Raw genomic sequence first — 24837 nt, forward strand, 5'->3', positions numbered from 1 at the left:
CCCGGCTCCAGCCTTCGTGTGTTTGATCAGAAGGGTTGGACGTTGTTCACGAGCCAACGTCCGTCCTGCTTCTCCAGACTCATCTTCACGCGACTGCCACTGGCAACGGCTTCGGGCGATTCCGAAGACGTGGTGATCTGATTGAGGAACAGCATCGTCGTCGCACTGTCCGCCTCCGCGTCGAGAACCGCGGCGCCCTGGACGACGACCTGAACGGTCAGCGACTTTTCCTTGGCTCCCGGAATGATCACCGATTCGATCAGATTGGTGAACGTGCCTTGAAAATCGCCCGTCAAACCGTCTGTGGCTGCATGCAACTGCTGGTCGACGTTGTTGTAGTCGTACTGGAACATCGCTACCGCCTGATCGGAAGAGGCCTGTGCCACTTCGTCTCTGGTCTGATCGATCGCTGCGGTGTCACGCGTTCCGTCCGGACCGAAGTAGAGATACGCCGACACTGCCGCCAACGCGATGGCCACTGCACTGATGACGCACAGGATGATGGCGAGCGGTGAGGCGCGCTTCGGCTTCGGCGAAACTTGCTTGGACGTCTCGGGGTTCACTTCTGGGGTCATGGCACAAACTCCACATTCGAGGCAAGCAACTGCCCGTCGACGTCGCACATGGTGATTCGGAGTCGGTAGTTGCGTTCGGCGGGCGCTTCGTCGCCGTTCTTCTGCATCGCGCGCACCGCGACAAGAGAAGTCCCGCAATCACCGTCCGACTTCTCGAACCCGGCTTCGAGCACCTCGCCGTCGGTTTGAACTCCGGCCTGCCCGAGGACGTTGACGAACGAATCCTTGCGTCCGTCGAACTGCGACTTGAACTCGTCGGTGGTGCCGGCGAGAAACTTGTCGAGGTCGGCAGCCGCTGTATCCGCGTGCAGTGTCGTCAGATTCAGTGCGGTGGTCCGGGCACCGGCCACGTAGCGGGCTCGGTCCTCGTCGGCATTGGACGCCTTGTTCCGGTCGACGAGAAGAAACACCGTCAGGGCCGCAAGAGCAACAGCGATCACCGAAGCAATGGCGATCCCGACTACCAACCCGGCCTTGGGCTTCGAACGAACAGGGGTGTCCACAGATGTTTCTGCGGGGGTTTCGGCGGTACCGGTCGGCTCAGCCTTGGTCGCGACCTGATCACCGCTGACGACCTTCTCAGGTGGAGTATCGGGCTTGCCCAAAGCAACTGGCGCCGCCGCCTTCTGCTCAGCTGACTTCTGCTCGGCCGGCTTCTGCTCGGCTGGCTTCTGCTCGGCCGACTTCTTTTCGGTGGGCACTACTACCGCGGCAGCGTCTGCATCCGCACCCGTGGGTCCGGCGCTGCGAGACGCGCGACGGCGCACCCGCTGCCCGGCCTGTGGATCTTCGTCTGTCATCAACCCTGCTGACCCTTCATGAACTGTTCGAGACTGACGTCGCCGCCACCGAGGTTCGGTTGCGAGTACGTCCTTCCGTCCGGCCCGATGTACGTGCCTGTAATCGGATCGTACCGACGAGCCGAGACCGAAGGCGTCGACGTGTACGAGCTCGGGGTCGCGGTAATCGGTTCCGGAGGCCCGGATTGCGGGTTCGTGCCCATCGGTACGTAGCCGGAACGGCACTGTTCGACCGTCGGCGCACGACGTCCCGGATACTCCTCGCAGGGAAGGTTTCTCGCGCCGCGCACGGCGATCGGCGAATCCTGGGCAACCTGACAGAAGAGATCCGACGGCGTCTCGATCGGTGATTCGTCCTTCGGACTGCGCCACTGCTCTGCGGGCAGGAATCCTGTAGTGCACGGCGGCGGGTCGTTGACCTCCATGTGGAAGTCCACCAGTGCACCATCCGCAGCCGGGCCGGAGCCTGCCACCGTGACCAGCGCCGCGGCCAGCGGCGGGTAGATGACCAGAATCTGCTCGATCGCGTTGTTGTAGATCACGCCGACCTGTCCGACGGACACGAGGTTCGCCAGAAGAATCGGCAATGTCGGCTGCATGTCTTGCAGAAGAGCATTCGCCTCCGCCGCTGCGGCCGGACCCTTCTGGATGACGGCACGCAGATCAGGGTCGCTGGCGCGGAGCTGGTCGGTGAACGTCACCAGATTGCTTGTCCAGGAACGGATGGCGTCGCTGCTGACCACCTGGGTGTCCAGGAGTGGACCGGCCTGCTCGATCAGGGTCTTGGTCGCGTCGGAGTTGTTGTTCGCCTCTTCGACGAACAGCCGAGCCGAGTCGATCAGCTTCTGCAGATCCGGGCCGGCACCGTTGAACGCCTTGAAGGATTCGTCGATGACGGTCTTGAGCTTGGTGTCGGAAATGCTCTGCAGCAACAGATCTGCCTGATCGAGCATCGCGCCGACATCCTGGGGAATGCTGGTTCGGTCTTCGGGAATCACCGATCCGTTTTCCAGATGCCCGTCGACCACGATCGCTCCGGAGCTGTCGGTGTGCGGAATCAGATCGACGAACTGCTCGCCGATCGCCGACACACTCTTGACCGCAGCGTCGACGTCCGAGGGCACCTTGACGCCGCTCTCGAGAGACAGACGCGCATTCACGCCCGTTTCCGACAACTCCACCGCGTTCACGACGCCGATGGTCTGACCGCGGTAGGTGACGTTCGAGTTCTTGTACAGCCCACCGGTGGCGGGCAATTCGACGGTGACGTCGTATCGGCCGATACCGACCATAGCGGGAACACGCACGTACTGAGTGGCCATCACGATCAAACCGACGACCGTCAAGACGGCGAAGATGGTGAGCTGGATACGGACGAACTTTGTGAGCATCATGGTGCCGGTGCCCCCTGAGGAAGTCCTGGAATGTTGATCGGCGGAAGTCCCGGAATCTGAATGGTATTCGGATCCGCTGCCGGGGCCTGCGCAGCGGGAGCCTGTCCGGCGGGAGCTTGGGCCGGCGGTGCGGCAGGCTTGAGCGGATCGCTCAACGGGTTGCCTGTCTGTCCGGCCAGCCCAGCCTGCTTACCCAACACGCCTTCCGGTCCGGAGAGCGTTCCGGCCAACGGAGTTCCGGTGAGGAAGTTCGCGTCCAGCCGGGGCAGCGAGATGTCGATGGTCATGGCCAGGTTGGCGTAGTCACCGCGAATGACGTTGTCGATTCCGTTCTGTGGGAACGGGAACGTCAAGAGGACTCCGAGAACCTGAGTGAGAGCGTTACCCGAATCCGCCAAGGCCTTCAGAGTCGGCGAAAGAGCCCGAACGTTGGTCGCGAAATCGTCGCCGCTCTCCTGGATGACACGGCTCGCCACCTCGCTGAGACCACCGAGTGAGGTCAACGCGTTGGTTATGTCCTGACGCTGAGCGACAAGAATCTCGAGTGCCGGCGGAATACCTTCGAGCGCTTTGTTCAAGGTGTCGTGCTGGGCCTGGACGGTCGAGGACAGTCGATCGAGTCCTTCCATCGCCGAAACGATGTCGCCTCGTTGCTTGTCCAGACTTCCGACCAGCTGATCGAGCTGAGGCAGGAGGTCTCGAACGGAATCTTCACGCCCACCGAGAGCGGCGTTGAGTTCCTTCGTGATGTCCTGAACCTGAGCGAGACCGCCGCCGTTGAGAACAACCGACAGCGACGACAGCGTCTGTTCCGTCGTCGGGTAAGCGCCCGCCCGCTCGATCGGAATCAGGTCACCGGCTTCGAGTCGGCCCTCGGGCTCCTCCCCTACCGGCGGCGCCAACTCGATGTGCTGAGAGCCGAGCAAGCTGGTCTGACCGATTTTTGCCGTCGCGTTGGCCGGCAACTGAACCTCGGGATTCAGCGACACCGTCACCAGAGCGTGCCAGCCTTGAACCTCGATGTTCGAAACGCTTCCCACTGCCACGTCATCCACCCGGACGGGCGAATTCTGCGACAGTGTAGTCACGTTCGGCATCTCGATCTGAACCTCGTATGCGCCTTCGCCCCGGCCTTGAGTGCCTGGCATCGGCACCGAGTTGAGACCGTTCCATTCACAACCGCTGGCGCCGAGTGCCACTGCCGTGGCCAACACGGCAACCGTGGTCTTGCGAGCTACCCGCATCAGTTCCCTCCGCCCATGTTGAAGAGTTCGGCGAGATCCTTGGGAACACTCGTCATGGGAGCACCCGACATCGGTCCTGCGACGGTTTCCGGCTGATTCTGACTTGCCGCTTCCAATCCCGGTTCGGTGTAGACGATCTGATCCGGGAAAGCCTGCACGCCCGCGACCGGGTTGAACAGGAATCCGGGGTAGTTGCCGATCATCGTGCTGAGCACCGGCCCGAGGTACTGCTTACACAGGTCGGCACTGTTCTGGGAGTTACCACTCTCGATACCTTCGATGGAACCACAGATCCACTGGATCGGATTCTTGAAGTTACTCAGTGCAATTGCGCCGGTCATACTGCCCTGAGCCGGCTTGTAGATCTGATAGAAGTTGGCAAGCGACGTCGGTCCGGAGTGCAGAACCTGCTCGATCTCCGGGCGCTTGTCAGTCAGTACCTGAGTGGCATCGGCGAGACGCGCAACCGATTCGCTCAGTCCCTCGCTGTTGTCCTTGACGAACCGCTGGACGTCGCCGACGGCCAGGTCGAGATCACTGAGGGCGGTACCCAACTCGTCGGAGCTGCTTGCGAGAACGCTTGTCACCGAAGCGAGGTGACCGCTGAACTGCACGATCTGCTCGTTACTCGAGGACAACGCAGTGACAAATGCCTGCAGGTTCCGAATGGTGGAGAACAAATCGGTCCGGCCTTCGGACAGCGTGTGCATCGTGGCCGAGAGTTCGCGCAGCGTCGACCGAATCGACTCACCGTTACCGTCGAGGTTCGTTCCCACGGTGTCGATGAATCGACCGAGGGAACCCTGATCGTCCAGACCCTCCGGTCCGAGTGCGTCCGACAGTTTGGTCAGTTCGGTCTTGATCTCGTCCCACTCCACCGGAACGGCGGTGCGCTCGATCGGGATCTCGCCGCCGTTGGGCATCTGTTCCCCGCCGGAGTACACGGGGGTCAATTGCACGAAGCGTGCGGACACGAGGCTTTGAGCAACGATGAGCGCCTTGGCATCTGCCGGAACGTCGACGCTCGAGTCGATCTTCATCTCGACGTACGTGTCCCGATCACGCGGTTCGATCTTCGTCACCTTGCCGACGTTGACACCGAGCACTCGCACGACATCGCCCTCGTAGAGACCGGTGGTCGAGACGAAGTGCGCAGAGATCTTGGTCTTGCCCAGGCCAGGGATGAAGAGGTAGGCCGCACCCGCCACGAGCAGCGCGACCAGCACACCCGCTCCGATCAGCACCCACTTCTTGCGTGGGTTGGTGGAGCCCTGTGAATCCTGTGAAGTCATGGTCTCGGTCATTCTCCCGGCCCCCTGATCGTCGGTGGAATACCGGGGAAGAAGTCTTCCAGGTCGCCCGGAACCTGCTCGGGCGCGACGCTGGTGTCCACCAGGGTCTTCCACCAGTTGCTCGGCAGAATGTTGATGATGAAGGCGTCGAAGAACGGGCCGCTGGCCACGGTCTCACCGAGCGCGGTGATGTACGGTCCGAGTCCGTCGAGCGCTCCCGCGATGTTGTCCTTGTTCTGCTGGAGAACCTCGGCGACCGAATTCAGCTTCTCGAGGGTCGGCCCCATCTGAGCCTCGTTCTCCTGCACCAGCGCTGACAGTTGACGTGAGACTGCGCCGGTGTTGACGATCAGTTCGCTGATCGCGTCACGCCGCAAGCTCAGTTCGGCAAACAACTTGTTGCCGTCGACCAGCAACGAATCGATCTGACCGCTTCTGTCGGAAAGGATCTTGGTGACATCTTCGGCCCGCGAGAGCAATTGGAGCAGGCTCTCGTCGCGTGAGTTGATACTCTGCGAAAGCCGCGTCATTCCGTCCAATGCGGTGCGAAGTTCTGGCGGAGTATCGGCCAGGGTGTCCGAGATCGCGTTGAGCGAATCGTTGATCTGTTCCGTGTCGAGTTCGGACACCGTTGTCCCGAGGTCACCCAGAGCGTCGTTGAGCGAGTACGGGGAGTTGGTGCGTTCGACCGGAATCGGCGTGTCCGTCCGCAGCAGTCCGGATCCTTCCGGCCGCACCGCTAAAGACTTTCGGCCGAGAACCGTGTTGGTCTTGATATCGGCCGCTGTCTGCTCGCCCAGGGCGACGCCGTCCTGAACGGTGAAGGTGACCAACACCTTCTGGTCGTCGAGTTCGACGTCGCTGACCTTGCCGACCTTCACGCCGGCCATGGTCACGTCGTCGCCGGTGACCAGGCCGCCGGCATCTTGGAAGTACGCCGAGTAGCGAATGCCACCGTTGATGAACTGGAGTTGATCGTATTGAAGCGCGGCACCGACGGTTGCCACCGCCAGGACGAGACCGATGACACCGATCTGTACCGGATTACGTTCACGGGTAGGGGTCATGAGACTTTTGCGCACCTTCCCGTGTCCTGAACTGCCGTGGGCAAGATGATCGTCGTCCCGTCAGGTCCGGAGAACTTGAAAGTGTTGGCGCACAGATAGAACTGGAAGAACGCTCCGTACGTGCCCACTCGGATCAGCTTCCGGTAGTCGGACGGCAGACGATCGAGAGCGGTGTTGATGTCGTCCTTGCCCAGGTCCAGCTGCGTCATCGTTCGGTTGGTCTCCCCGATCAGCGTCTGGATGTCCGGACGTGTCGCCTGCAGCAACGACGCGAGATCTCCCGTGGCACCGGCGATCTCGGTGATCGAGTTGCCGATCGGGCCACTGTCCTTCGCCAATCCACTGACCAACTGCTGGAGCTGATCGATCGTGGTAGAGAACTGATCGCCCTTGTCGTTGATGGTGCCGAGTACGTCGTTGAGATTGGTGATGACGTCCCCGATCAGCTGGTCTCGGTCCGCCAACGTGCTGGTGAACGAACTGGTGTTTCCCAGCAACGAAACCAGCGTTCCGCCCTGGCCCTGGAGTACCTGCAGCAGTGCCCCGGAGAGGTCGTTGACCTGCTGCGGGTCGAGCGAACGAAGCAGCGGCTTGAATCCGCCGAGCAGCAGATCCAGATCGAGCGCGGGCGACGTCTGGTCGACTGGAATCGATCCACCTGACGAAAGCGTCTCGGTGGAACCAGCGCCCTCGAGCAGTTCCATGTAGCGGTCGCCCACCAGGTTCTCGTAGCGCACAGTCGCTTTGGTGCTCTTCATCAGTGAGTACTTGGTATCGACGTCGAACTCGACCTCGGCCTGGTTGGAGTCACCGATGGACACTCCGGTGACCGACCCGACCGGAACACCGGCGATGCGGACCTTGTCGCCGGACTTGAGTCCCGAGACGTCCGAGAAGGTGGCGTGAAATCCGTTGCTGCTGCTGAAGCGCACCTGACTGAAGACGATCGCCAGTCCGGCGAAGATGACCGCCATGACGACGGTGAAAATCAGCAGCTTGACCGTGGTCGGTCTCATCACTTCCCGTCTTCCTGCTCGTAGGAGTCACCGAAGAGATACTGGAAAATGGTCGGCACGGTAACGCGCAGTTCGGTGTTGGGAACGAAGGGCACGTTGCCGGTGTTGGTGACTGCGAACGGTGCATGCCCGTCGACCTTCGGATCGAATTCGGGCAGACCATAACAATTGGGTCCGCCGGAGGCCGCGACCTTGGGGAGAGATTGCGGATTCTGGTACGCCTCGGCGCCGTACATGAAGCTCGCACTCAGCATCAGCGCCGCTTTGTCCCCGGTGCCTGCCAGTGGCTCGAACTTGATCCGACCGTCGTTCAATCCGACGATGAAGCACGTCAGACCCGACGAGTACTTGTCGAGCAGGGTCGTCGTCGCGGTCAGAGTGTCGAGGGCGGTGGTCAGGTTCTGCTCGTTGTCGGTCAACAACGCGTTGCCGGTGTCCGCGAGGCCGGTGACGTTGAGTAACAGCAAGTCGAGGTTTGCCTGCTCGGCCACGATCGATCCGCTTGTCGCGGTGGCATTGTCGAGGATGCGCATCAGATCCGGTGCCACGTCGGCGTACAGATTGGTGACATCGGCGGCGCCGACCAAGTCTTCCTGGAGCTGCGGTAGAACCGGATTCATCTTCTTCAGATAGGTGTCACCGAGCTCGAGAACCTCACCCAGCGACTCGCCGCGCCCGTTGAGTGCGGTGGAGATCGCGCCGAGTGTGGCGTTGAGCTTTTCCGGTTCGATCTTCGCGAGTACGTCCGAAAGATGTTCGAAGACACTGTTGAACTCGACGGTGACGCTGTCCGAAGCGATGACAGCACCCTCCTGGATCGGCTGGGTCGACGGATCGTCGGGGATCACGATGTTGACGTACTTCGCACCGAACACCGTGGTGGTCTTGATCTCCACCCGGGCATTCGACGGAATCTTCGACATCTGGCCCGGGTCCATCGCCAACTTCAGGTTTGCCTGGTCCCCGACGAGGGAGATCGACTCGACGCGGCCGACCTGCACTCCGCGCAACTTCACCTTGGCATTGGGTTCCATGACGAGGCCGGCACGCGTGGACGTCACGGTGATGGGCGTGCTCTTGGTGAACCCACCCGAGAACATGGTGAGAGCAACGGCGACGATCGCCACGAGTCCGAGGACCAGGCCGGCTGCGGCCAACTTCTTGTGCCATCTGGGTACGGTCATCGCTTGCCCGCCTATCCCGACAGGTTGAAGTTGCCGGACCCGCCGTAGATGGCGAGTGAGATGAGCAGGGTGACCGTGACGACCGCGATCAACGAGGCGCGCACTGCGTTACCCACCGCGACACCGACGCCGACCGGGCCACCGGTTGCGTTGAAGCCGTAGTAGGTGTGGATGAGCATGACGGCCAGCGCCATGACTATCGCCTGGGCGAACGACCACAGTATGTCCGTGGGTATCAGGAAGGTCGTGAAGTAGTGGTCGTACACGCCGCCGGACTGGTTGTAGAGGAACACCGTCGCAAAGCGGCTGGCGACGAACGACGCGATCACCGCCAGTGAGTACAGCGGGATGATCGCGATCATGCCGGCCATGACGCGGGTGCTGACCAGATACGGAATCGACGGGATCGCCATCGTCTCCAGCGCGTCGATCTCTTCGGAGACGCGCATCGCACCGAGCTGCGCGGTGGAGCCGGCGCCGATGGTCGCGGCGAGGCCGATTCCGGCGATGACCGGCGCTGCGATGCGAACGTTGATGAAGGCGGCGAAGAAGCCCGTCAGTGCTTCGACGCCGATGTTGCCCAGCGAGCTGTAGCCCTGAACGGCGATGGTGCCACCGGTGAACAGTGTCAGGAATCCGACGATCACGACGGTGCCACCGATGACGGCGAGCGCACCGGTGCCCATGCTGATCTCGGCGATCAGTCGCAGAGTTTCACGTGGATAGCGCATCAGCGCCTTGGGAGCGTGACCGAGAGCCTTCGCGAAGAACAGCGCTTGATCACCGATGCTGTCGATACTGCGAGAGATCGAACCGATCTGTCGACGTGTGCGCGGGAAGCGTCCCGCTGCGGCCAACGCCATCAGATCTCCTCCCGTCTGTCGTTTGTCGTTCTGTCCACTTCGATCTCTCCGACTGCCGTGGGCCTCATCCGGCCGTCAACTTGATACCGATGGTCGTGATGAGCACGTTGACGACGAAGAGCGCCATGAACGCGAACACGACGGTCTGGTTGACCGCGTCACCGACGCTCTTGGCGCCGCCTTTGACGTTGAGTCCGAGGTAGGCCGCAACCAGGCCGGCGATCATGCCGAACAGCCCTGCTTTGACCATGGAGAGCATGAGCTCACCGAATCCGGTGAGCAGTGTGATGCCGTTGACGAACGCGCCGGGGTTCACGTCCTGGATGAACACGGAGAAGACGAAACCGCCGAGGATGCCGATGGTGCAGACCAGTCCGTTGAGGAGCAGCGCCACACCTGTCGACGCGAGCACTCGGGGAACGACCAACCGGTGGATGGGATTGATCCCGAGCACCTTCATGGCGTCGATCTCTTCGCGGATGGTTCGGGCCGAAAGATCCGCGCAGATGGCGGTTGCGCCGGCGCCGGCGACGATCAGCACGGTGACGATGGGGCCGACCTGCGTGACGGTGCCGAGGGCAGCTCCGGCACCACTGAGGTCGGCTGCACCGATCTCGCGCAAGAGAATGTTGATGGTGAAGCTGACCAGCACAGTGAACGGGATTGCGACCAGCACCGTCGGCACCATCGAGACTCGGGCCACGAACCAGGCCTGATCGATGAACTCTTGCCGCTGGAAAGGGCGGGAGAAGACTGCCCTCAAGGTTTGGGCGGACATCTGAAAGAAGCCACCGACCGCTCGTAATGGCACCTCGACGAGGTCTACCATTCGCCCTCCTCGTCCTTGGTTGCCGCAGTACTGTCTGTTCTCATAGTCCAGCCCCCGACAGCTTGTGACTCAGGTCATATTAACTAGAACGTGTTCACCTGTCAAAAACAAGTGTCCAACTCTAAGGAGTAGCCTCACGGCGCCGATCCGAAACCGGAAGATCGGAGACATGGGAAGCATCCCTTTTCGATGCGATTTTCGCCGAAATATCCTGGAAATTAATACTTTTGAATGATCGGCGCCTTTCGGCGCCAGGTTCGAAATTCAGCCATGCGAGAGCCTTGACTGGGCACGCCGATCGAATATCGCATCGTTCGCAGGAATGCAAAATTGGAACACAGTCCAGTTTTTTCGAGACCGTTGGTCTCGTTACAGAACGCAGGCAAACTGCCGCGCCCACCGACTCGTGAACACGCTATTTCTACCAGGAAGTGGACACGTAGACCGTCTGAGTGTGAACAACGGTTCTACGTGTCGCGCACCCGAGAATCAGCGCCGTCGATCAGCCCAACGCGCGCAGGGCCGCCGATGCCGAGAACATCTTTGCCGGGTCACGGTCAGCGAAGTAGTCACCCATCACCGCGGACAGCGTTTCCGGCGACCAAGAATCTCCCTCGGCGTCGAACCGCTGCTCGACGACGGGCGCCGCCATCAGCGCAACCATCGGTCCGTACACCACGAATACCTGACCGTTGACGGCGTCGGCCGCTGGTGATGCCAGGTACGAGACGAGCGAAGCCACGTGCTCGGGCGAGAGCGGATCCATGCCGTCGGCCGGCGCGTCGCCGAACACGCCTTCGGTCATCGACGTCCGTGCCCGCGGGCAGATCGCGTTGGCCCGTACGCCGTAGCGCGAGAGCCCACGTGCGGCCGACAACGTCAGCGCCGTGATTCCGGCTTTTGCAGCGCCGTAGTTGGGCTGCCCTTCCGGTCCGAGGAGACCCGCCTCCGAAGAAGTGTTGACGATGCGCCCGTACACCGGCGCCCCGGCTTCCTTGGATTTCGCCCGCCAGTAGGCAGCGGCGTTGCGGCACAAGAGGAAATGGCCGCGAAGGTGCACTTCGAGTACGAGATCCCAGTCTTCGTCGGACATGTTGAACAGCATCCGGTCGCGTACGACCCCTGCATTGTTGACGACGATGTCGACACTGCCGAACTGACCCTGCGCTGCTTCCATCAGTGCGTCGGCAGTAGAACGCTCACCGACGTTGCCTGCCACGAATTCGACCTTGGCACCGAGACCACGGATTTCCTCGAGCGTCGCTTCGACGGCCTCGTTCGGGGCCAGATCGTTGACGACCAACGAAGCACCGGCCTTCGCCAGACCGATGGCCTCGAACTTTCCAAGCCCCGATCCGGCACCGGTCACGATGGCGACCTTGCCTTCGAGACTGGTTTCTGGGCTGTTCACAGCATTCATCGAAGCGCTCTCCCGGTTCTCTGCGGTCGTGTGTCGAGTTACCCGGCTCGATTGCCGTGACCCACGAGTTCGCAACTTTAGAACGTGTTCTTGTTTTGGGCAACCATCGTCATGGATGTTCGGTCAGTGCCGCGCGCGGGCACTGAGCGATCGCGGAACGGACATCCTCCCAGCGATCCTCCGGTGGGCGCACAGAACTGATCACGAGCTCCTCGTTGTCGTCGAGGTCGAAAATATCGGGCGCGATCCCGACGCACACACCGTTTGCCTCGCAACGGTCCAGATCAACCCTGACCTCCATGGCGATTCCTCTTCTCTACTCACAACTGCTCACACGAACACGGATACGAAACGAGTGCCGCAGGGCTGTGCCGCACACCGTTCCTGGCGATAACACTAGAACCTGTTTCAGTCGTGTGCAATGATTCGAAAAAGTACCGAGAACGGACCGAGAACGGACGTCGAACGATCCGCCGGCGACGGCGAGGGCGCCCCTTGTCGCCGATGTACGCATCGATAGAACCTGTGTCAATCGAATGGTTGACGCTTTGATTCGTATCTCTATGGAGAGGTAACCATGCACATCACCTACACCCCTGAGCAGCAACAGCTCCAGGAGGAGTTGCGTGCCTACTTCGCACAACTGATGACTCCCGAGCGGCGTGAAGCGCTCGCCGCCACGACGGGTGAGTACGGCGAAGGCAATGTGTACCGCGAAGTCGTCGCGCAGATGGGCCAGGACGGCTGGCTCACGCTGGGTTGGCCGAAAGAGTACGGCGGACAGGAACGCTCCGCGATGGACCAGCTGATCTTCACCGACGAAGCTGCCATTGCCGGTGCGCCCGTGCCGTTCCTGACGATCAATTCCGTAGCGCCGACAATCATGCATTTCGGGACGGACGAGCAGAAGGCCTTCTTCCTGCCCAAGATCTCCCGCGGTGAGCTCCACTTCGCGATCGGTTACTCCGAGCCCGAGGCCGGCACCGACCTGGCGTCTCTGCGCACGTCGGCCGTCCGTGACGGTGACGATTACGTCATCAACGGGCAGAAGATGTGGACGAGCCTGATCCAGTACGCCGACTACGTGTGGTTGGCGTGCCGCACCGATCCGGAAGCCAAGAAGCACAAGGGAATCAGCATGCTGATCGTCCCGACCACCGCAGAAGGCTTCTCCTACACCCCGGTTCACACCATGGCCGGCCCCGACACCAGCGCCACTTACTACCAGGACGTACGGGTCCCGGCGTCGTCGATAGTCGGCCAGGAACACGGCGGCTGGGCACTGATCACCAATCAGCTCAACCACGAGCGTGTTGCCCTCACCTCGGCCGGACCGATTCTGACCGCGCAGCGTGAGGTCCGCGAGTGGGCACAGAACACCAAGCTGCCCGACGGCCGACGCATGATCGACCAGGAATGGGTGCAGATCAATCTGGCTCGCGTGCATGCCAAGGCCGAGTACCTGAAGTTGATGAACTGGGAAATCGCCTCCGCAACCGATCACGCTCCCGGCCCCGAAGCGGCGTCGGCCAACAAGGTGTTCGGTACCGAATTCGCCACCGAGGCTTACCGCTTGCTGATGGAGATCCTCGGATCCTCCGCCACGATCAGGCAGAACTCCCCCGGCGCTCTTCTGCGTGGACGCATCGAACGCATGCATCGTTCTTCGCTGATCCTGACGTTCGGCGGCGGTACCAACGAAGTGCAACGCGACATCATCGGAATGACAGCTCTGCGGCTTCCCGCATCGAAGCGATAAGGACCAACGATCATGGAATTCACCCTTACCGAGGCCCAGCAGGACCTGTCCAGACTGACACGATCCGTCGTCGCCGAACTGGTCACCAACGACCGCCTTCGTGAACTCGACGCCGCCGAAGACCGTTTCGACGCCCTCTTGTGGAATGCTCTGGCCTCGGCCGGCGTTCTCGGCGCGGCTCTTCCGGAATCGGTGGGCGGCGACGGATTCGGTGTCCTCGAGCAGTGCAGCATCCTGGCCGAACTCGGCCGCGGCGTCGCAGCTGTTCCGTTCCTGACGTCCATCGTCGGGTCCGCCGCAGCGATAGCCGAATTCGGCTCGGACCAACAGCGAGACGAATGGGCGAGCGCTGCCGCTGCCGGTGAGAAGATACTCACCGCGGCCCTCGCCGAGGAATACAACGACGACCCGGCGCACCCGATCACGCGTGCCGAGAAGACCGCCGACGGTTGGCGCATCGACGGAGCAAAGATCACCGTCGACAGTGCTCCGCTCGCAGATCTGTTCCTCGTCCCCGCCATCACCGAGGACGGTGTCGCGGTCTTCCTCGTCGAACCGTCGGACGCGGGCGTGAGCATTACCAGGCAATCGACCACGGATTTCTCGAGTGCGGCCCTGGTCGAGTTCGATTCGGTGCAGATCCCGGCCGATCGTGTTCTCGGCTCGGTTGCCCAAGGATCCGACATCGCGGCATGGATCGTCGAACGAATTCAGCTCGGTTCCAGCGCCTACCAGTACGGGGTGCTCGATCAAGCGCTGAAGCTGACCGCCGAATACGCCACCGAGCGTGTGCAGTTCGGCCGTCCGATCGGTAGTTTCCAGGCAGTGGCCCAGCGCCTCGCCGACGGATACATCGATGTCAAGGGCGTGCGCCTGACTCTCTGGGCCGCAGCGTGGCGTCTGAGCGAAGGACTTCCGTCCGACGGGGCCGTACAGACGGCCAAGTTCTGGGCTGCAGATGCGGGACACCGCGTCGGGCACACCGCTGTTCACGTTCACGGCGGTGTCGGTCTGGACGAGGACCATCCGGTTCACCGCTACTTCCTCGCGGCCAAGCATCACGAGTTCCTGCTCGGCAACGCAACAGATCAGCTTCGCGCACTGGGCAAGGAACTCGCCGCAGTCCCTGCCTGAGTGCGTCCCACCGAGTGGAAATCCATGACCTGGTCCGAGACGAATCGATGATGATGCAGCTATGAGTCAGAGCCCCACTGTTTCCGATCTACTCCTCGGAGTCAGCGAGATCGACGACCGCGGTATCCGTTTCGAGGACCAGGTCATCACCTGGCGCGAGCACGTTCAAGGCTCGTTCGATCGAGCAGCGCTGCTGGACACGCTGCTCGATCGAACGCGCCCCAGGCATTTCGGACTTCTGATGGAGAACGTCCCCGAGTTCTCGCTGCTGCTCGGAGCGGCATCGTTCTCGGGTTCGGTCGCCGCCGGGCTGAACACGACCAGGCGCGGCCCGGCATTGGCGCGAGACATTGCGCTCTCCGACTGCCAGGTCATCTTCACCGAGAACAACCAGGCACATCTACTCGACGACGTCGATCTCGGCGACGTCCGGGTGATCAACGTGGATTCTCCGGCCTGGGCGGAATTGTTGGCGCCCTTCGCCGATACGCCGGCCTACGCATCGACGGCGCAGCCCGACGATCTGTTGATGCTCATCTTCACTTCCGGAACCAGCGGTGATCCCAAAGCGGTTCGGTGCACGCACCACAAGTTGGCCTCTCCCGGGGTCATGCTTGCCGATCGTTTCGGGCTCGGCGCCGACGACGTCGTCTACATGGCGATGCCCATGTTCCATTCCAACGCGATGATGGCGGCGTGGACGGTCGCGCTGCACGCTCGTGCGGGAATTGCCATGCGACGCAAGTTCTCCGCTTCGGGTTTTCTACCCGACGTTCACAAGTACGGAATCACGTACTCCAACTACGTCGGAAAGCCGTTGTCCTTCATCGCTTCCACCCCCGAGGTGCCGAACGAGCGGGACAACACCTTGAAGATCATGTACGGCAACGAGGGTTCGGCGCCCGCCGTCGCCACCTTCGTCCGGCGCTTCGACGCTCGCGTCATCGACGGGTTCGGTTCCACCGAGGGCGGCATTTCGATCTCCGCGGCACCGGTTCCCCGGCCAGGCGCCCTCGGACTGCTCCCGGACGGCGTCAAGATCCTCGATCCCGAGACCGGAGCGCCATGCCCGCCTGCAGTCTTCGATGCCGACGGCCGGATCACCAACGCCGACGAGGCAACTGGTGAACTGGTCAATGTCACCGGCCCAGGCACATTCGCCGGGTACTACAAGAACCCGGAAGCCGACGCCGAGCGAATGCGCAACGGCCAGTACTGGAGTGGCGATCTGGCGTACACCGACGTCGACGGTTACGTCTACTTCGCGGGACGCAGTTCCGGTTGGCTGCGAGTGGACGGCGAGAACATCGGTGCCGCACCCATCGAACGCTCCCTGGTCGGTTACCCGGGCTTCGCGCAGGTGTCCGTGTACGCAGTCCCCGACAGCGACGTCGGCGACCGCGTCATGGCGTCGGTGATTCCGGTCGGCGATGTCGACAACTTCGACCCGGCAGCCGTAGCCGAATACATCGATTCCCGGCCGGAACTCGGGCCGAAGCAGAAGCCGACCTTGATCCGAGTGTGTAGTGAGTTCCCGAGAACGGCGACGTTCAAGGTGGTCACTCGAACGCAGAGCGCCGAACGCTGGAACACCTCCGATCCGGTGTGGATCCGTCGGCGTGGGGAATCCGACTTCCAATTACTCACTCCCGAAATGGCACTCGGACTCGAGAAAACGCGAGAGCCCGTCTAGTCCGATGTCTCAGTAGTGCTGAGCAAGCGGTTTGTGCGCCGACACCGTTTTGTAGAACTCGGTGAGCCGAAGCTGTGATGCCGCTGCCTCGTCGATCACCACTGTCGCGTGTGGATGCAGTTGGAGGACCGATGCCGGGCACACCGCGGCCAGCGGCCCCTCGACGGCAGCGGCAATCGCAGCGGCCTTGTGCTCGCCGGTCGCGATCATCACCAGATGCTTTGCTTCGCAGATAGTTCCGAGGCCCTGGGTGATCACGTGCCGTGGTACGTCGTCCGGACTCTCGAAGAATCGGGCGTTGTCGGTTCGAGTCTGTTCCGTCAGCGTCTTGACCCTGGTCCTCGAATTCAGTGAGGACGTCGGTTCGTTGAAACCGATGTGACCGTTGCCGCCGATGCCCAGAAGTTGTACGTCCACCGGACCATTCGACGCAATCGCCCGGTCGTAGGCTGCCGCGGCGGCAAATGGATCCGGCGCGGTTCCGTCGGGGCTGAATACCCTTGCCGCGTCCAGGTCCAGGTGATTCACCAGCTCGGTGCGGATCACCTGGGCATACGACTCAGGGTGGCCTTCCGGCAGGCCGACGTATTCGTCCAACAGGAACGCCTGCACGCCGGCAAAACTCAACCCTTCCTCGCGGTGACGGCGCGCGAGTTCGCGGTACACCGAGAGCGGTGAAGATCCTGTCGCCAGGCCCAAAGTCCGTGCACCTGAATGCACCGCGTGTTCGAAGATGTCGGCAACAACGGTGCCGGCCGCCTCCGCACTGTCGACAATGACAATTTCCATCGGTTGATTCCTCAGCTTTCGGTGTAGTTCATGAGCCAGTTCCCAGCGGCCATGACGGCGCGGGTTTCGAGTTCTGGACCGGTGACGATCAGATCGGCGCGGCAACCCGGCACGAGATCGCCGACCATTCCGGCCAGCCCCATCAGCGAAGCAGGCGTTGCCGTCGCTGCGATGACAGCCGAAAGCAGATCGACGCCGGCGTGATTAACAGCCCGGCGGACTATGTCCATCAACCGACTCGTCCCGCCGGCAATGGCCGTTTCCCCCTGGCCGGCCAATCGCGCCACGCCATCGATCACGTCGACGTCGAGAGGCCCGAGTGGGTAACGGCCGTCGGGCATTCCGGCGGCAGCCATCGCGTCGGAGACCAACGCGATCTGATGCGGACCGACCAGATCGAACACCGTCGCCACCGTCTCGTCGGCGAGATGTACTCCGTCCCCGATCAACTCGACCACCATCTGTCCTTTCGCGGCCGCGGCAAGACACGCCGCCACTGCGCCGGGAGCGCGATGATGCATCGGAGCCATACCGTTGAACAGGTGAGTGGCACTGAGCGGTGCATGCGCCGAGTGTGCGATCGAACGTGTCGCAATCGGGTTGGACGCATCGGTGTGTCCGATACTCACGACGGCCCGGTGACGCTCCAGCAATGAGGCAATTTCGCCGAAGTGTGCTGTCTCCGGAGCGATCGTCATCGAGCGGATGTGCCCGCGGCCGGCTTCGAGCAGCGACTCGAGCAGAGCCGGGTCGCCGTCGAGAATGCTGTCGGGATCCTGGGCGCCACAACGGAGTACCGACAGGAATGGACCTTCCAGGTGAATTCCGGCCAGCGTGCCCTCGTCCACCAGTCCTGCCAGGAGCTCGATGCGACTGCGCAGGATCTGCGGCGGCGCGGAGACGAGCGAGCCGATCACCGAGGTCGTGCCGTTCGTCCGGTGGTGATCGGCAGCCACGGTGGATCCGAACTCGTCTGCCTCGGGGAAACCGAATCCGCCGGCGCCGTGGCAGTGAACGTCCACCAACCCCGGGATGATCGTTGTCCCCGCAGCTGCCCGTTCGGGTAACGGGTCGGTTCGCTGCGACGCGGGCCCGGCCCACACCACACGATCACCGGAAATCTCGACGACACCGTCCGGAAGCAGTTGCCCACCGGTCACCAGTTGTCCACGAAGAATTTGTCCACGATGCATCACGACATCACCTGCGGTACAACGGGAACTTCGGTATCCGCGATCGACAACTCACGGAGCACGGCGTCCGCGAGCACGTAGTGCCCTTGTTCGTTCGGATGGAATGCGTCAGCCAGGAGAGCCGGCGGTGGGCCCTCGGGAGAATGGGCCGTCCACTGCGCGTAGTGGTCGACGAACACCACGCGCGTCGAGGCGGCAACCTGCCGCACGACCTCGACGTACTGAACCAATCCCGCTCTGGTGGGCGCATTCTCGACGTCGATCGGTGGCGGCGTCTGCAGGATCGGCACCGCACCGATCGCTCGTGTCCGGAAGATCGTGTCCAAGAGGTCGTCTCGAAACCGCTCCAGTCCTTCTTCGCCATCCAATGCGTCATTCGTACCGAGCATGATCAACACCACCGAGGGTTCGAACACCTCGATGCGGTGTGCGAAACCCGCACGCACATCGGAGGATCGATTGCCGCTCACCCCGGTGTTGACAAGGACGTGGTTGAACAAGGAAAGCTCACCACGGATGCGCTCGGCGCAGTGTTCGACGTAACTTCGATGACCGTCGGTGTGCGTCAATCCCTGAGTGATGCTGTCGCCGGTGAAGACCCACCGTATCGGCGTCGAGGAGTCTACGAGCAAAGTCTCCAGCCGAATCCGTTCAGCGGTCCTGGATTTCAGAGCCTTCGACGTCGGGGTCACACCCTCGACCTTTCGGCGCCCGATACTGCCGCTGCGAACGTCGACGTGATGAACGCCGGATCCGTGATTGCGGTTCCGACAACCACCGAGTCTGCACCCAGGGCGATGGCGCGTGCCGCATCCTCCGGGCTGTGGTATCGCCCCTCGGCAATGAGGACTGCATCTGGAAGTGCCTGCCGCAGTTCCGAGATCAGCTCCAGGTCCGGGCCGGCCAGCCGTCGGCTGTTCTCGGTGTATCCCGCCAGTGTGCTGGAGATGATGTCGGCGCCCGACGCGGCGGCAGCGACGCCGTCCTCGAGTGTTCCACAGTCGGCCATGACGAGGCCGCCGCGATCATGGACCGCGTCGACGGTGTCGGCAAAGGTCAGCCCATCCGGACGAGGTCGCAGCGTGGCGTCGGCAGCCACGATCTGCGCACCCGAATCCACGACTTCGAGGGCTGATTCCCTTGTCGGCGTGATGAACACGCCCTCCGAGCCGATCTTCGTCAAACCGATCACCGGTACCTTCACTGCCGACACGACTGCGGCGACATCCGGGGTTCCGCCCACACCGCCGCAGCGGATAGCCACCGCTCCCCCGTCGACCGCAGCGCGGGCCATCCTCTCGATGGTCCCGGTGTCGCGCAGGGCATGGCCGTGTCCGGCCTGACAGGACACGATCAGCTTCCCGCTGATGATCGTGAGCAATTCTTCGACAGTCACGGTGTTACCTCGATTCGTGTTGCGGCGGCCAGGAGCGCAGCGCCGACGAGCGGCGCATCGGTCCCCAAACGGGCAGGAAGAATGGCGGTTTCGGCAATGGGGCCCATCGCTTCCACCCGGAAAGCGGACGTCAGCGGAGACAGGAGGTCGGCTCCGATCTGGGCTGCGCCGCCGCCGATGACGATCACCTCGGGATCGAATGCAGTCGCGATGCCGGCCAGGACGCGGCCCAGCAGAGTACCGGCGTCGGAGACCACGGCACGGGCGATCGGATCGCCCGAGTGCATGAGCGCCACCACTGCCTGTAACGGTTGAGTGGGCACACCCGCCCGCGCTGCGTACTCGGCTGCCATCGCCGGGCCAGACGCGACTGCCTCGAGGTGATCGGTTCTGCCGCAACCGCAACCTATCGCCCCGGAGACCGGAACCAACAGATGCGCGAGTTCGCCGGCTGTTCCGTGGGCACCGTGGTACAGCTGACCGCCCACGGTCAACGCGCCACCGATTCCGGTACCGATCGAGACGAACAGTGCAGAGGTTCGACCGCGTCCGGCGCCGATCATGTTCTCGCCGTGGGCCATCGCGCGCACGTCGTTGTCCACCGTCACCGGTAGGCCTGAGTGTGCCTCGAGTTCTCCGCGAACCTCGGCGCCACTCCATCCGGACAGAATGTCGGAGGCGAAGACGACGCGGCCACGCACCCGATCGATGATTCCCGGTGCACCGACTCCGATTCCGGCTACCGTGTGATTCGCCCTCAGACGGTCGATCAACGCGGTAGCGGTCCCGAGAACGGCTTCCCTACCCGCCGTCGGTGTTGCCGCACGAACGGTGTCGATCACGTCTCCGTCGGACGTCACCACCGCGGCAGCCACTTTGGTGCCGCCGATGTCGATACCGATCCATCGCTTCTGCCCAGATGTCATGTCAGAGGAGCCCGGCCTGTTCCAGAACGACCTTGATCGTTGCGGTCTCGGACTCGTCGAGCGAGAGCATCGGCGCGCACATCGTGTTGCCGGTGATGACGCCGCGCAGGGCCAGAGCCGTCTTGAACGCGCCCAGACCCGCGGCACCGGCACTGACGCGACCCGGTGTCGGCGCCTCGACGATGGAGAACAGATCGGTGAGTCGATCCTGCTCGGCCTTCGCTGCGGCCCAGTCTCCTGCCTGCGCAGCGCGCCACAGTCGTACGTAGCCGTGCGGGTCCACGTTGGCCAGGCCGGGCACTGCGCCCGAAGCACCCATCAGCAGGCATCCGTCGACGACTACCTCGTGCCCGGTGAAGACGGCGAAGTTTTCGAGCCCGGCCGACTGACGGAGCAACATACGGAAACTGACGTCGTCGCCGCTCGAATCCTTCACGCCGGCGATGACTCCCTCGCGACCGAGCTCGACCAGCATTGCCGGGCTGAGCTTGCTGTGGACACGAACCGGGACGTCGTAGGCGAACAACGGAAGATCCACTGCGGCGTGGATGGAGCGGAAATGCGTTGCCGTCTCGGCTGCATCGGTGATCGCGTAGAACGGCGCCGTCGCGACGATGGCATCCGCACCAGCCTCGCGCGCCTGCTCGGCGACGGCGATGACCCGGTTGGTGGTCATGTCGTTCACTCCGACGAGGACCGGTACCTGGCCGCCGACGTGACCGATGGCCGTCTGCACCACCTGGGCGCGCTGAGCGTCGGTGAGGTAACCGACCTCACCCGAGGAACCGAGGACGAACAAGCCGTCGACTCCGGCTTCGATCTGCAGTGAGAGCAGGCGTTCGAGCGACGTGGTGTCGACCTCGCCCTCGAGCGTCAGTGGTGTGACGATCGGCGGGACGATTCCGCTGAAGGTGGTGGTTTCCGTGCTCATGGAGTCTCCATTTGTTGGTTGTCGGATTGAGTTGTGGGTGCGGCTGTCAGGGAGAAACGGAGACCGGCTGACCGCTCGAGGCGGACAGATAGGCAGCATCGATCACGCGCATCGACGCGCGGGCGTCTGCCACGGTGTAGTCGGGTTCGGTCCGTGTGGGAAGTCGATCGAGCACGTGAGAGAGAAAGCTCGACACCGCGTTGTCCGAACCGAAGCCGCCGATGGGTAGTGCGGTCACGTCTCCCGAGGCCGCGAAGTGGGTCACCGCGGGTTTGTCGTCGTCGGAACTCGCGTATCCGTGGGATCCGAGGACGCGAACCGTCGCGGTATTCGCGCCGAAACCCGGTGCTGCGGGGATTCTTCCGACGGTCACCGTCGCGGTGACGCCGTTTTCCAGGGCGAGCGAGATCAACGCCGTGTCTTCGACTCCGAACTGCTGGTGGGCCCCGCCGTAGAGTGTGCTCGTCTCGGCGTACACCTCGGTGACGTCCAGGCCGGTGAGGTATCGGAGGTAGTCGGCGGCGTAACCGGCGAAGTTCACTACTTCTCCCCCGCCGGAAAGCGCGGGATCCACCACCAGTTCGGGACGCTCGACAGACGTCGCGAAATGTGTTCCGCTTGCGAGGAACTCGATGTCGACGTGGCGCGGCAGTCCGAGATTTCCGGCGTCGATCCATCGGCGCAGTCGCCGGAGCGCAGGTGAATGAGTGCGGTTCACCACCGTGCAGATTCGCCCGTTCGACCGTGCAGCTTCCTCGACCGCCGCGGCCTCCGACTCGTCGATACCCACCGGCTTGTCCACCAGGACGTCGAGTCCCGCGTTCAGTGCGGAAATCGCAAGCCGTGCATGCCTGGTCGGCTCACTGCAGATGATCGCCAGGTCTATCCGTTCGGGGTCGAGCAGCTCGCCGAGTTCGTCGATCCACTCGATGTCTGCGGCCTTTGCCATCGCGATTCCGTCCTCACGAATCCAATCGGGGACCGAGGATTCGTCGGAGGCCCCGACCAGGCTCACTCGAGGATCGGATCGCAACAGGTCCGCATAGGAGCCGGCATGCCTGACGCCGCTGACAAATCCGACGCGGATCGAACCGGTGCCGGTCATTGGTTTTCTCCGATCGAGACAGCGCGGCCGGTGTCGAGCGATTGCTGGGCAGCGATGGCAGTCGCGAGAGCTGCACGCACCTGCCAGTTCTCGACTATCGGGCTCGCGGAACCGTCGAGAGTGGCGATCCAGTGACGCATCTGATGCGACATCGCGTCCTCGATCGACGACGGCGGCGCGTTGGTCGTGTCCGTCATCAGTCCCGGGTCGTCGCCGGTGTCGTGCGCGAGCGTGCCGGAAGTCCCCGACACCACGATCCGACGCACCATCTTTCCCGATTGTGGTAGCGCGTAGGCCAATTCGATCAGAGCCAGCGATCCGTCCTCGAAGCGAACGGTCAGATGGAAGCTGTCGTGCACGGGCATCCCCGCCGCGAAGGTGGGGAAACTACGAGCGAACACACGGGTCGGACGACGACCGATCAGCCACGTCACCAGATCGAGTGCGTGGGTTCCGTTGTGAACGGGGTGACCACCCGAACGTTCCTTGTCGTGTTGCCAGCCTCGCCAGCCCCCTGGCCAGACATGGCCGGTGTACCAACTGAGATGGATCAACCGGGGGTCGCCGATGGCACCTTGTGCAACCGAGTTTCCGATCGAGGTGATCGACGGCTGGAATCGTACGGTCTGTCCGACCATCAGTGAGGTGCCGTTACCTTCGGTGGCCTCGACCATGGCGTCGAAGTCCGCGACTGTCAGCGCGGCCGGCTTCTCCACGTGCACATGCTTTCCCGCGCGGCCCGCGGCTATCGTCACGGGTGCGTGGTCGGGAGTGGCCCCGACGACGTTGACCGCCTGCACGCTCGGGTCGGCGAGAATCTTCGCCAGATCGGTACTGGCCTTCACGCCCGGCGCCAACGCCGCAACCGATGCGGCCCGGTCCAAGTCACTGCCGAATACGTAGGCGACTTCGACCGACGGGATGCGCGCCAAGGCGCTGACGTGGTCCCGCGCGATTCCGCCGCTACCGATGACGGCTACACGCACCGTCACTTGGCACTTCCCGAGAGCGCTGCCGGTTCGCCGCCACCGAGTCGCACCTGTTCGGCGACGACGAGTGCGCGTTCACGTGCGTACGTCAACGGCGAGTCGGGATCAGCCTTGCCGTCGAGAACTGCTGCCATCTCGTCGATTTCGTGACGAATCGCAGCCTGCATCCACAGCGAGGATCCTCCGTTGCCCGAGTTGTACTTCTGCGTCCTGCTCGCAGCGTCGATCAACGATTGGTTCTCGGCGTCGACGTCGAAGATCGGCCACGACTCTACGACCTGTCCCCCGCGCAGTCGGCTGACCCGGCCGGTGTGGAAGTCCGCGTGGACCGAACCTTCGGTGGCATCGACGGTCAGCTGCCACGACGAAGTGTGTGAACGCGTCGAGATGGTGTGTCTGCCGATCGCGCCGCCGGCGAACGACACCACTGTGTTGCGGAAGCCGTCGTCCGCGGTGGCGATGCTCGACACGGCAGTCACCTCGCCGCCGAGCCAGCACATCAGGTCCAGTTCGTGAATTTCGTGAGTCAGTTCTCCACCCGTTCGGCTCTTGTCGAGCTTCCACCACTGTGGATCTGCGCCGTCGGTGTCGATCCAGCGTGAGCGAGACGTTTCGATCGCAGCGACCTCGCCGAGCTCCCCCGACGCCAGCAGGTCCGCCAGACGTCGTACACCCGGCATCATCCGCATGATGTGCCCGACCATCAACGGCGAACCGCTCGCGTCGGCGCTCGCGATCATGTTCTGCGCATCGACCAGTTCGACGGCGAGTGGCTTCTCGACAAAAACTGCCGTGCCGTGTTCGAGCGCCGCGATGGCAGGTTCGGCGTGCGCGTGATTGGGCGTCGCGACGACAACGAGGGCCAACTCCGGGTGAGCGGCCACCGCGTCGTGATCGTCTGTCGGGGTTGCCGAGAACTCTGCGGCGACGTCCTTGGCCCGCTCGAAGTCACGGTCGCACAGCATCGTCAGTTCGAAACGTGGATGGGCAGCCAGCTCGCGAGCGAGGGAACTACCGAAGAATCCGCAACCGACCACACCGACTTTGTATCGGGTCATGAAGTCTCCAAAGATTGGATGAGGGATGTCCTATGTTATACGGCCAGCGTCATCGCTCGTCAATTCGACGCCGGTAACACAGTCTTCATCTATGCAGGTGAGCGCACTATTTTCGGCTCGAAACCGGCGAAACGTCGAAGTTCGGCGCCGCCAGTTCCGAAGATTCTCTAGACGCTTTCT

At 62.7% G+C, this 24837-nt stretch carries 24 protein-coding genes; 3 read left to right on the forward strand and 21 right to left on the reverse strand.

All coding sequences use genetic code 11. The annotated features are described in order from the left end of the window. Positions 1-26: 26 nt before the first annotated feature. From M1L53_RS04740 to M1L53_RS04795, 12 genes are all read right to left on the reverse strand, one after another. Positions 27-575: a hypothetical protein gene (locus M1L53_RS04740; protein ID WP_007734345.1), complete on the reverse strand. Its 549-nt coding sequence runs from the start codon at positions 573-575 to the stop codon at positions 27-29. Continuing rightward, entirely contained in the window at positions 572-1375 is an 804-nt protein-coding gene (locus M1L53_RS04745) for a hypothetical protein (protein ID WP_083471213.1), read from the reverse strand. The genes M1L53_RS04740 and M1L53_RS04745 overlap by 4 nt, the downstream gene beginning before the upstream one ends. Continuing rightward, the gene (locus M1L53_RS04750) at positions 1375-2769 is read right to left on the reverse strand and encodes an MCE family protein (RefSeq protein ID WP_019747002.1); all 1395 of its coding nucleotides are present in this window, start codon (positions 2767-2769) and stop codon (positions 1375-1377) included. The genes M1L53_RS04745 and M1L53_RS04750 overlap by 1 nt, the downstream gene beginning before the upstream one ends. Then, the gene (locus M1L53_RS04755) at positions 2766-4013 is read right to left on the reverse strand and encodes an MCE family protein (RefSeq protein ID WP_007734342.1); all 1248 of its coding nucleotides are present in this window, start codon (positions 4011-4013) and stop codon (positions 2766-2768) included. The genes M1L53_RS04750 and M1L53_RS04755 overlap by 4 nt, the downstream gene beginning before the upstream one ends. Then, positions 4013-5317, reverse strand: a complete 1305-nt coding sequence (locus tag M1L53_RS04760; protein WP_083471212.1) for an MCE family protein — start codon at positions 5315-5317, stop codon at positions 4013-4015. Before M1L53_RS04760 ends, M1L53_RS04755 begins: the two co-directional genes overlap by 1 nt. Beyond that, entirely contained in the window at positions 5314-6372 is a 1059-nt protein-coding gene (locus M1L53_RS04765; RefSeq protein ID WP_003945728.1) for an MCE family protein, read from the reverse strand. Before M1L53_RS04765 ends, M1L53_RS04760 begins: the two co-directional genes overlap by 4 nt. Beyond that, positions 6369-7388 (reverse strand): MCE family protein, encoded by a 1020-nt coding sequence (locus M1L53_RS04770; protein ID WP_054188084.1) that lies wholly within the window; start codon positions 7386-7388, stop codon positions 6369-6371. Before M1L53_RS04770 ends, M1L53_RS04765 begins: the two co-directional genes overlap by 4 nt. Beyond that, positions 7388-8572, reverse strand: coding sequence for an MCE family protein (locus M1L53_RS04775; RefSeq protein ID WP_003945815.1), 1185 nt, complete (start codon positions 8570-8572; stop codon positions 7388-7390). Before M1L53_RS04775 ends, M1L53_RS04770 begins: the two co-directional genes overlap by 1 nt. 11 nt (positions 8573-8583) lie before the next feature. Beyond that, complete coding sequence (locus tag M1L53_RS04780) at positions 8584-9435, reverse strand: ABC transporter permease (protein WP_003945759.1); 852 nt, start codon at positions 9433-9435, stop codon at positions 8584-8586. A 64-nt stretch (positions 9436-9499) separates the two neighbouring features. Next, positions 9500-10264, reverse strand: a complete 765-nt coding sequence (locus M1L53_RS04785) for an ABC transporter permease (protein WP_003945687.1) — start codon at positions 10262-10264, stop codon at positions 9500-9502. A gap of 502 nt (positions 10265-10766) precedes the next feature. After that, a complete protein-coding gene (locus M1L53_RS04790) occupies positions 10767-11684 on the reverse strand; it encodes a 3-oxoacyl-ACP reductase (protein WP_054188083.1) in 918 nt (305 codons plus the stop codon). A gap of 109 nt (positions 11685-11793) precedes the next feature. Further along, on the reverse strand, positions 11794-11985 hold the full coding sequence (locus M1L53_RS04795; RefSeq protein ID WP_007734330.1) for a ferredoxin: 192 nt from the start codon (positions 11983-11985) through the stop codon (positions 11794-11796). Positions 11986-12261: 276 nt separating this feature from the next. On the opposite strand from M1L53_RS04795, the gene M1L53_RS04800 reads away from it, so the two are divergent. From M1L53_RS04800 to M1L53_RS04810, 3 genes are all read left to right on the forward strand, one after another. After that, a complete protein-coding gene (locus M1L53_RS04800; protein WP_003945878.1) occupies positions 12262-13443 on the forward strand; it encodes an acyl-CoA dehydrogenase family protein in 1182 nt (393 codons plus the stop codon). 12 nt (positions 13444-13455) lie between these two features. Then, positions 13456-14577, forward strand: a complete 1122-nt coding sequence (locus M1L53_RS04805; RefSeq protein WP_054188082.1) for an acyl-CoA dehydrogenase family protein — start codon at positions 13456-13458, stop codon at positions 14575-14577. Between the two features lie 61 nt (positions 14578-14638). Beyond that, complete coding sequence (locus tag M1L53_RS04810; RefSeq protein WP_007734324.1) at positions 14639-16270, forward strand: long-chain-fatty-acid--CoA ligase; 1632 nt, start codon at positions 14639-14641, stop codon at positions 16268-16270. A gap of 9 nt (positions 16271-16279) precedes the next feature. On the opposite strand, the gene nagB is transcribed toward M1L53_RS04810, so the two are convergent. From nagB to M1L53_RS04855, 9 genes are read right to left on the reverse strand one after another with little or no spacing between them, the layout of a single operon-like run. Further along, a complete protein-coding gene (gene nagB / locus M1L53_RS04815; RefSeq protein WP_054188081.1) occupies positions 16280-17059 on the reverse strand; it encodes a glucosamine-6-phosphate deaminase in 780 nt (259 codons plus the stop codon). Positions 17060-17070: 11 nt separating this feature from the next. Further along, positions 17071-18252: an N-acetylglucosamine-6-phosphate deacetylase gene (locus tag M1L53_RS04820; RefSeq protein WP_054188080.1), complete on the reverse strand. Its 1182-nt coding sequence runs from the start codon at positions 18250-18252 to the stop codon at positions 17071-17073. Further along, on the reverse strand, positions 18252-18944 hold the full coding sequence (locus M1L53_RS04825; RefSeq protein WP_042449509.1) for a GDSL-type esterase/lipase family protein: 693 nt from the start codon (positions 18942-18944) through the stop codon (positions 18252-18254). Before M1L53_RS04825 ends, M1L53_RS04820 begins: the two co-directional genes overlap by 1 nt. Further along, complete coding sequence (locus M1L53_RS04830; protein ID WP_054188079.1) at positions 18941-19648, reverse strand: N-acetylmannosamine-6-phosphate 2-epimerase; 708 nt, start codon at positions 19646-19648, stop codon at positions 18941-18943. The genes M1L53_RS04825 and M1L53_RS04830 overlap by 4 nt, the downstream gene beginning before the upstream one ends. Further along, positions 19645-20574: an ROK family protein gene (locus M1L53_RS04835; protein WP_007734314.1), complete on the reverse strand. Its 930-nt coding sequence runs from the start codon at positions 20572-20574 to the stop codon at positions 19645-19647. The genes M1L53_RS04830 and M1L53_RS04835 overlap by 4 nt, the downstream gene beginning before the upstream one ends. Position 20575: 1 nt before the next feature. Then, the gene (locus M1L53_RS04840; protein ID WP_007734313.1) at positions 20576-21505 is read right to left on the reverse strand and encodes a dihydrodipicolinate synthase family protein; all 930 of its coding nucleotides are present in this window, start codon (positions 21503-21505) and stop codon (positions 20576-20578) included. 46 nt (positions 21506-21551) lie between these two features. Then, positions 21552-22610: a Gfo/Idh/MocA family protein gene (locus M1L53_RS04845; RefSeq protein ID WP_054188078.1), complete on the reverse strand. Its 1059-nt coding sequence runs from the start codon at positions 22608-22610 to the stop codon at positions 21552-21554. After that, positions 22607-23602, reverse strand: a complete 996-nt coding sequence (locus M1L53_RS04850) for a Gfo/Idh/MocA family protein (RefSeq protein ID WP_054188077.1) — start codon at positions 23600-23602, stop codon at positions 22607-22609. The genes M1L53_RS04845 and M1L53_RS04850 overlap by 4 nt, the downstream gene beginning before the upstream one ends. Beyond that, a complete protein-coding gene (locus M1L53_RS04855) occupies positions 23599-24657 on the reverse strand; it encodes a Gfo/Idh/MocA family protein (RefSeq protein WP_054188076.1) in 1059 nt (352 codons plus the stop codon). The genes M1L53_RS04850 and M1L53_RS04855 overlap by 4 nt, the downstream gene beginning before the upstream one ends. Positions 24658-24837: the final 180 nt, after the last annotated feature.

Origin of the sequence: Rhodococcus sp. T9N, from assembly GCF_024436645.1 — a bacterium.
Classification (GTDB): Bacteria; Actinomycetota; Actinomycetes; order Mycobacteriales; family Mycobacteriaceae; genus Rhodococcus_F; species Rhodococcus_F qingshengii.

Excerpts from the sequence above, each read along its gene's own strand:
- M1L53_RS04785 (WP_003945687.1), bottom strand. The coding sequence starts at position 10,264 with ATGGTAGACCTCGTCGAGGTGCCATTACGAGCGGTCGGTGGCTTCTTT.
- M1L53_RS04740 (WP_007734345.1), bottom strand. The coding sequence starts at position 575 with ATGACCCCAGAAGTGAACCCCGAGACGTCCAAGCAAGTTTCGCCGAAG.
- M1L53_RS04800 (WP_003945878.1), top strand. The coding sequence starts at position 12,262 with ATGCACATCACCTACACCCCTGAGCAGCAACAGCTCCAGGAGGAGTTG.
- M1L53_RS04840 (WP_007734313.1), bottom strand. The coding sequence starts at position 21,505 with ATGAGCACGGAAACCACCACCTTCAGCGGAATCGTCCCGCCGATCGTC.
- M1L53_RS04790 (WP_054188083.1), bottom strand. The coding sequence starts at position 11,684 with ATGAATGCTGTGAACAGCCCAGAAACCAGTCTCGAAGGCAAGGTCGCC.
- M1L53_RS04770 (WP_054188084.1), bottom strand. The coding sequence starts at position 7,388 with ATGAGACCGACCACGGTCAAGCTGCTGATTTTCACCGTCGTCATGGCG.
- M1L53_RS04810 (WP_007734324.1), top strand. The coding sequence starts at position 14,639 with ATGAGTCAGAGCCCCACTGTTTCCGATCTACTCCTCGGAGTCAGCGAG.
- M1L53_RS04765 (WP_003945728.1), bottom strand. The coding sequence starts at position 6,372 with ATGACCCCTACCCGTGAACGTAATCCGGTACAGATCGGTGTCATCGGT.
- nagB (WP_054188081.1), bottom strand. The coding sequence starts at position 17,059 with ATGGAAATTGTCATTGTCGACAGTGCGGAGGCGGCCGGCACCGTTGTT.
- M1L53_RS04855 (WP_054188076.1), bottom strand. The coding sequence starts at position 24,657 with ATGACCCGATACAAAGTCGGTGTGGTCGGTTGCGGATTCTTCGGTAGT.
- M1L53_RS04750 (WP_019747002.1), bottom strand. The coding sequence starts at position 2,769 with ATGATGCTCACAAAGTTCGTCCGTATCCAGCTCACCATCTTCGCCGTC.
- M1L53_RS04745 (WP_083471213.1), bottom strand. The coding sequence starts at position 1,375 with ATGACAGACGAAGATCCACAGGCCGGGCAGCGGGTGCGCCGTCGCGCG.
- M1L53_RS04845 (WP_054188078.1), bottom strand. The coding sequence starts at position 22,610 with ATGACCGGCACCGGTTCGATCCGCGTCGGATTTGTCAGCGGCGTCAGG.
- M1L53_RS04755 (WP_007734342.1), bottom strand. The coding sequence starts at position 4,013 with ATGCGGGTAGCTCGCAAGACCACGGTTGCCGTGTTGGCCACGGCAGTG.
- M1L53_RS04820 (WP_054188080.1), bottom strand. The coding sequence starts at position 18,252 with ATGCATCGTGGACAAATTCTTCGTGGACAACTGGTGACCGGTGGGCAA.
- M1L53_RS04775 (WP_003945815.1), bottom strand. The coding sequence starts at position 8,572 with ATGACCGTACCCAGATGGCACAAGAAGTTGGCCGCAGCCGGCCTGGTC.
- M1L53_RS04795 (WP_007734330.1), bottom strand. The coding sequence starts at position 11,985 with ATGGAGGTCAGGGTTGATCTGGACCGTTGCGAGGCAAACGGTGTGTGC.
- M1L53_RS04835 (WP_007734314.1), bottom strand. The coding sequence starts at position 20,574 with ATGACATCTGGGCAGAAGCGATGGATCGGTATCGACATCGGCGGCACC.
- M1L53_RS04780 (WP_003945759.1), bottom strand. The coding sequence starts at position 9,435 with ATGGCGTTGGCCGCAGCGGGACGCTTCCCGCGCACACGTCGACAGATC.
- M1L53_RS04805 (WP_054188082.1), top strand. The coding sequence starts at position 13,456 with ATGGAATTCACCCTTACCGAGGCCCAGCAGGACCTGTCCAGACTGACA.
- M1L53_RS04760 (WP_083471212.1), bottom strand. The coding sequence starts at position 5,317 with ATGACCGAGACCATGACTTCACAGGATTCACAGGGCTCCACCAACCCA.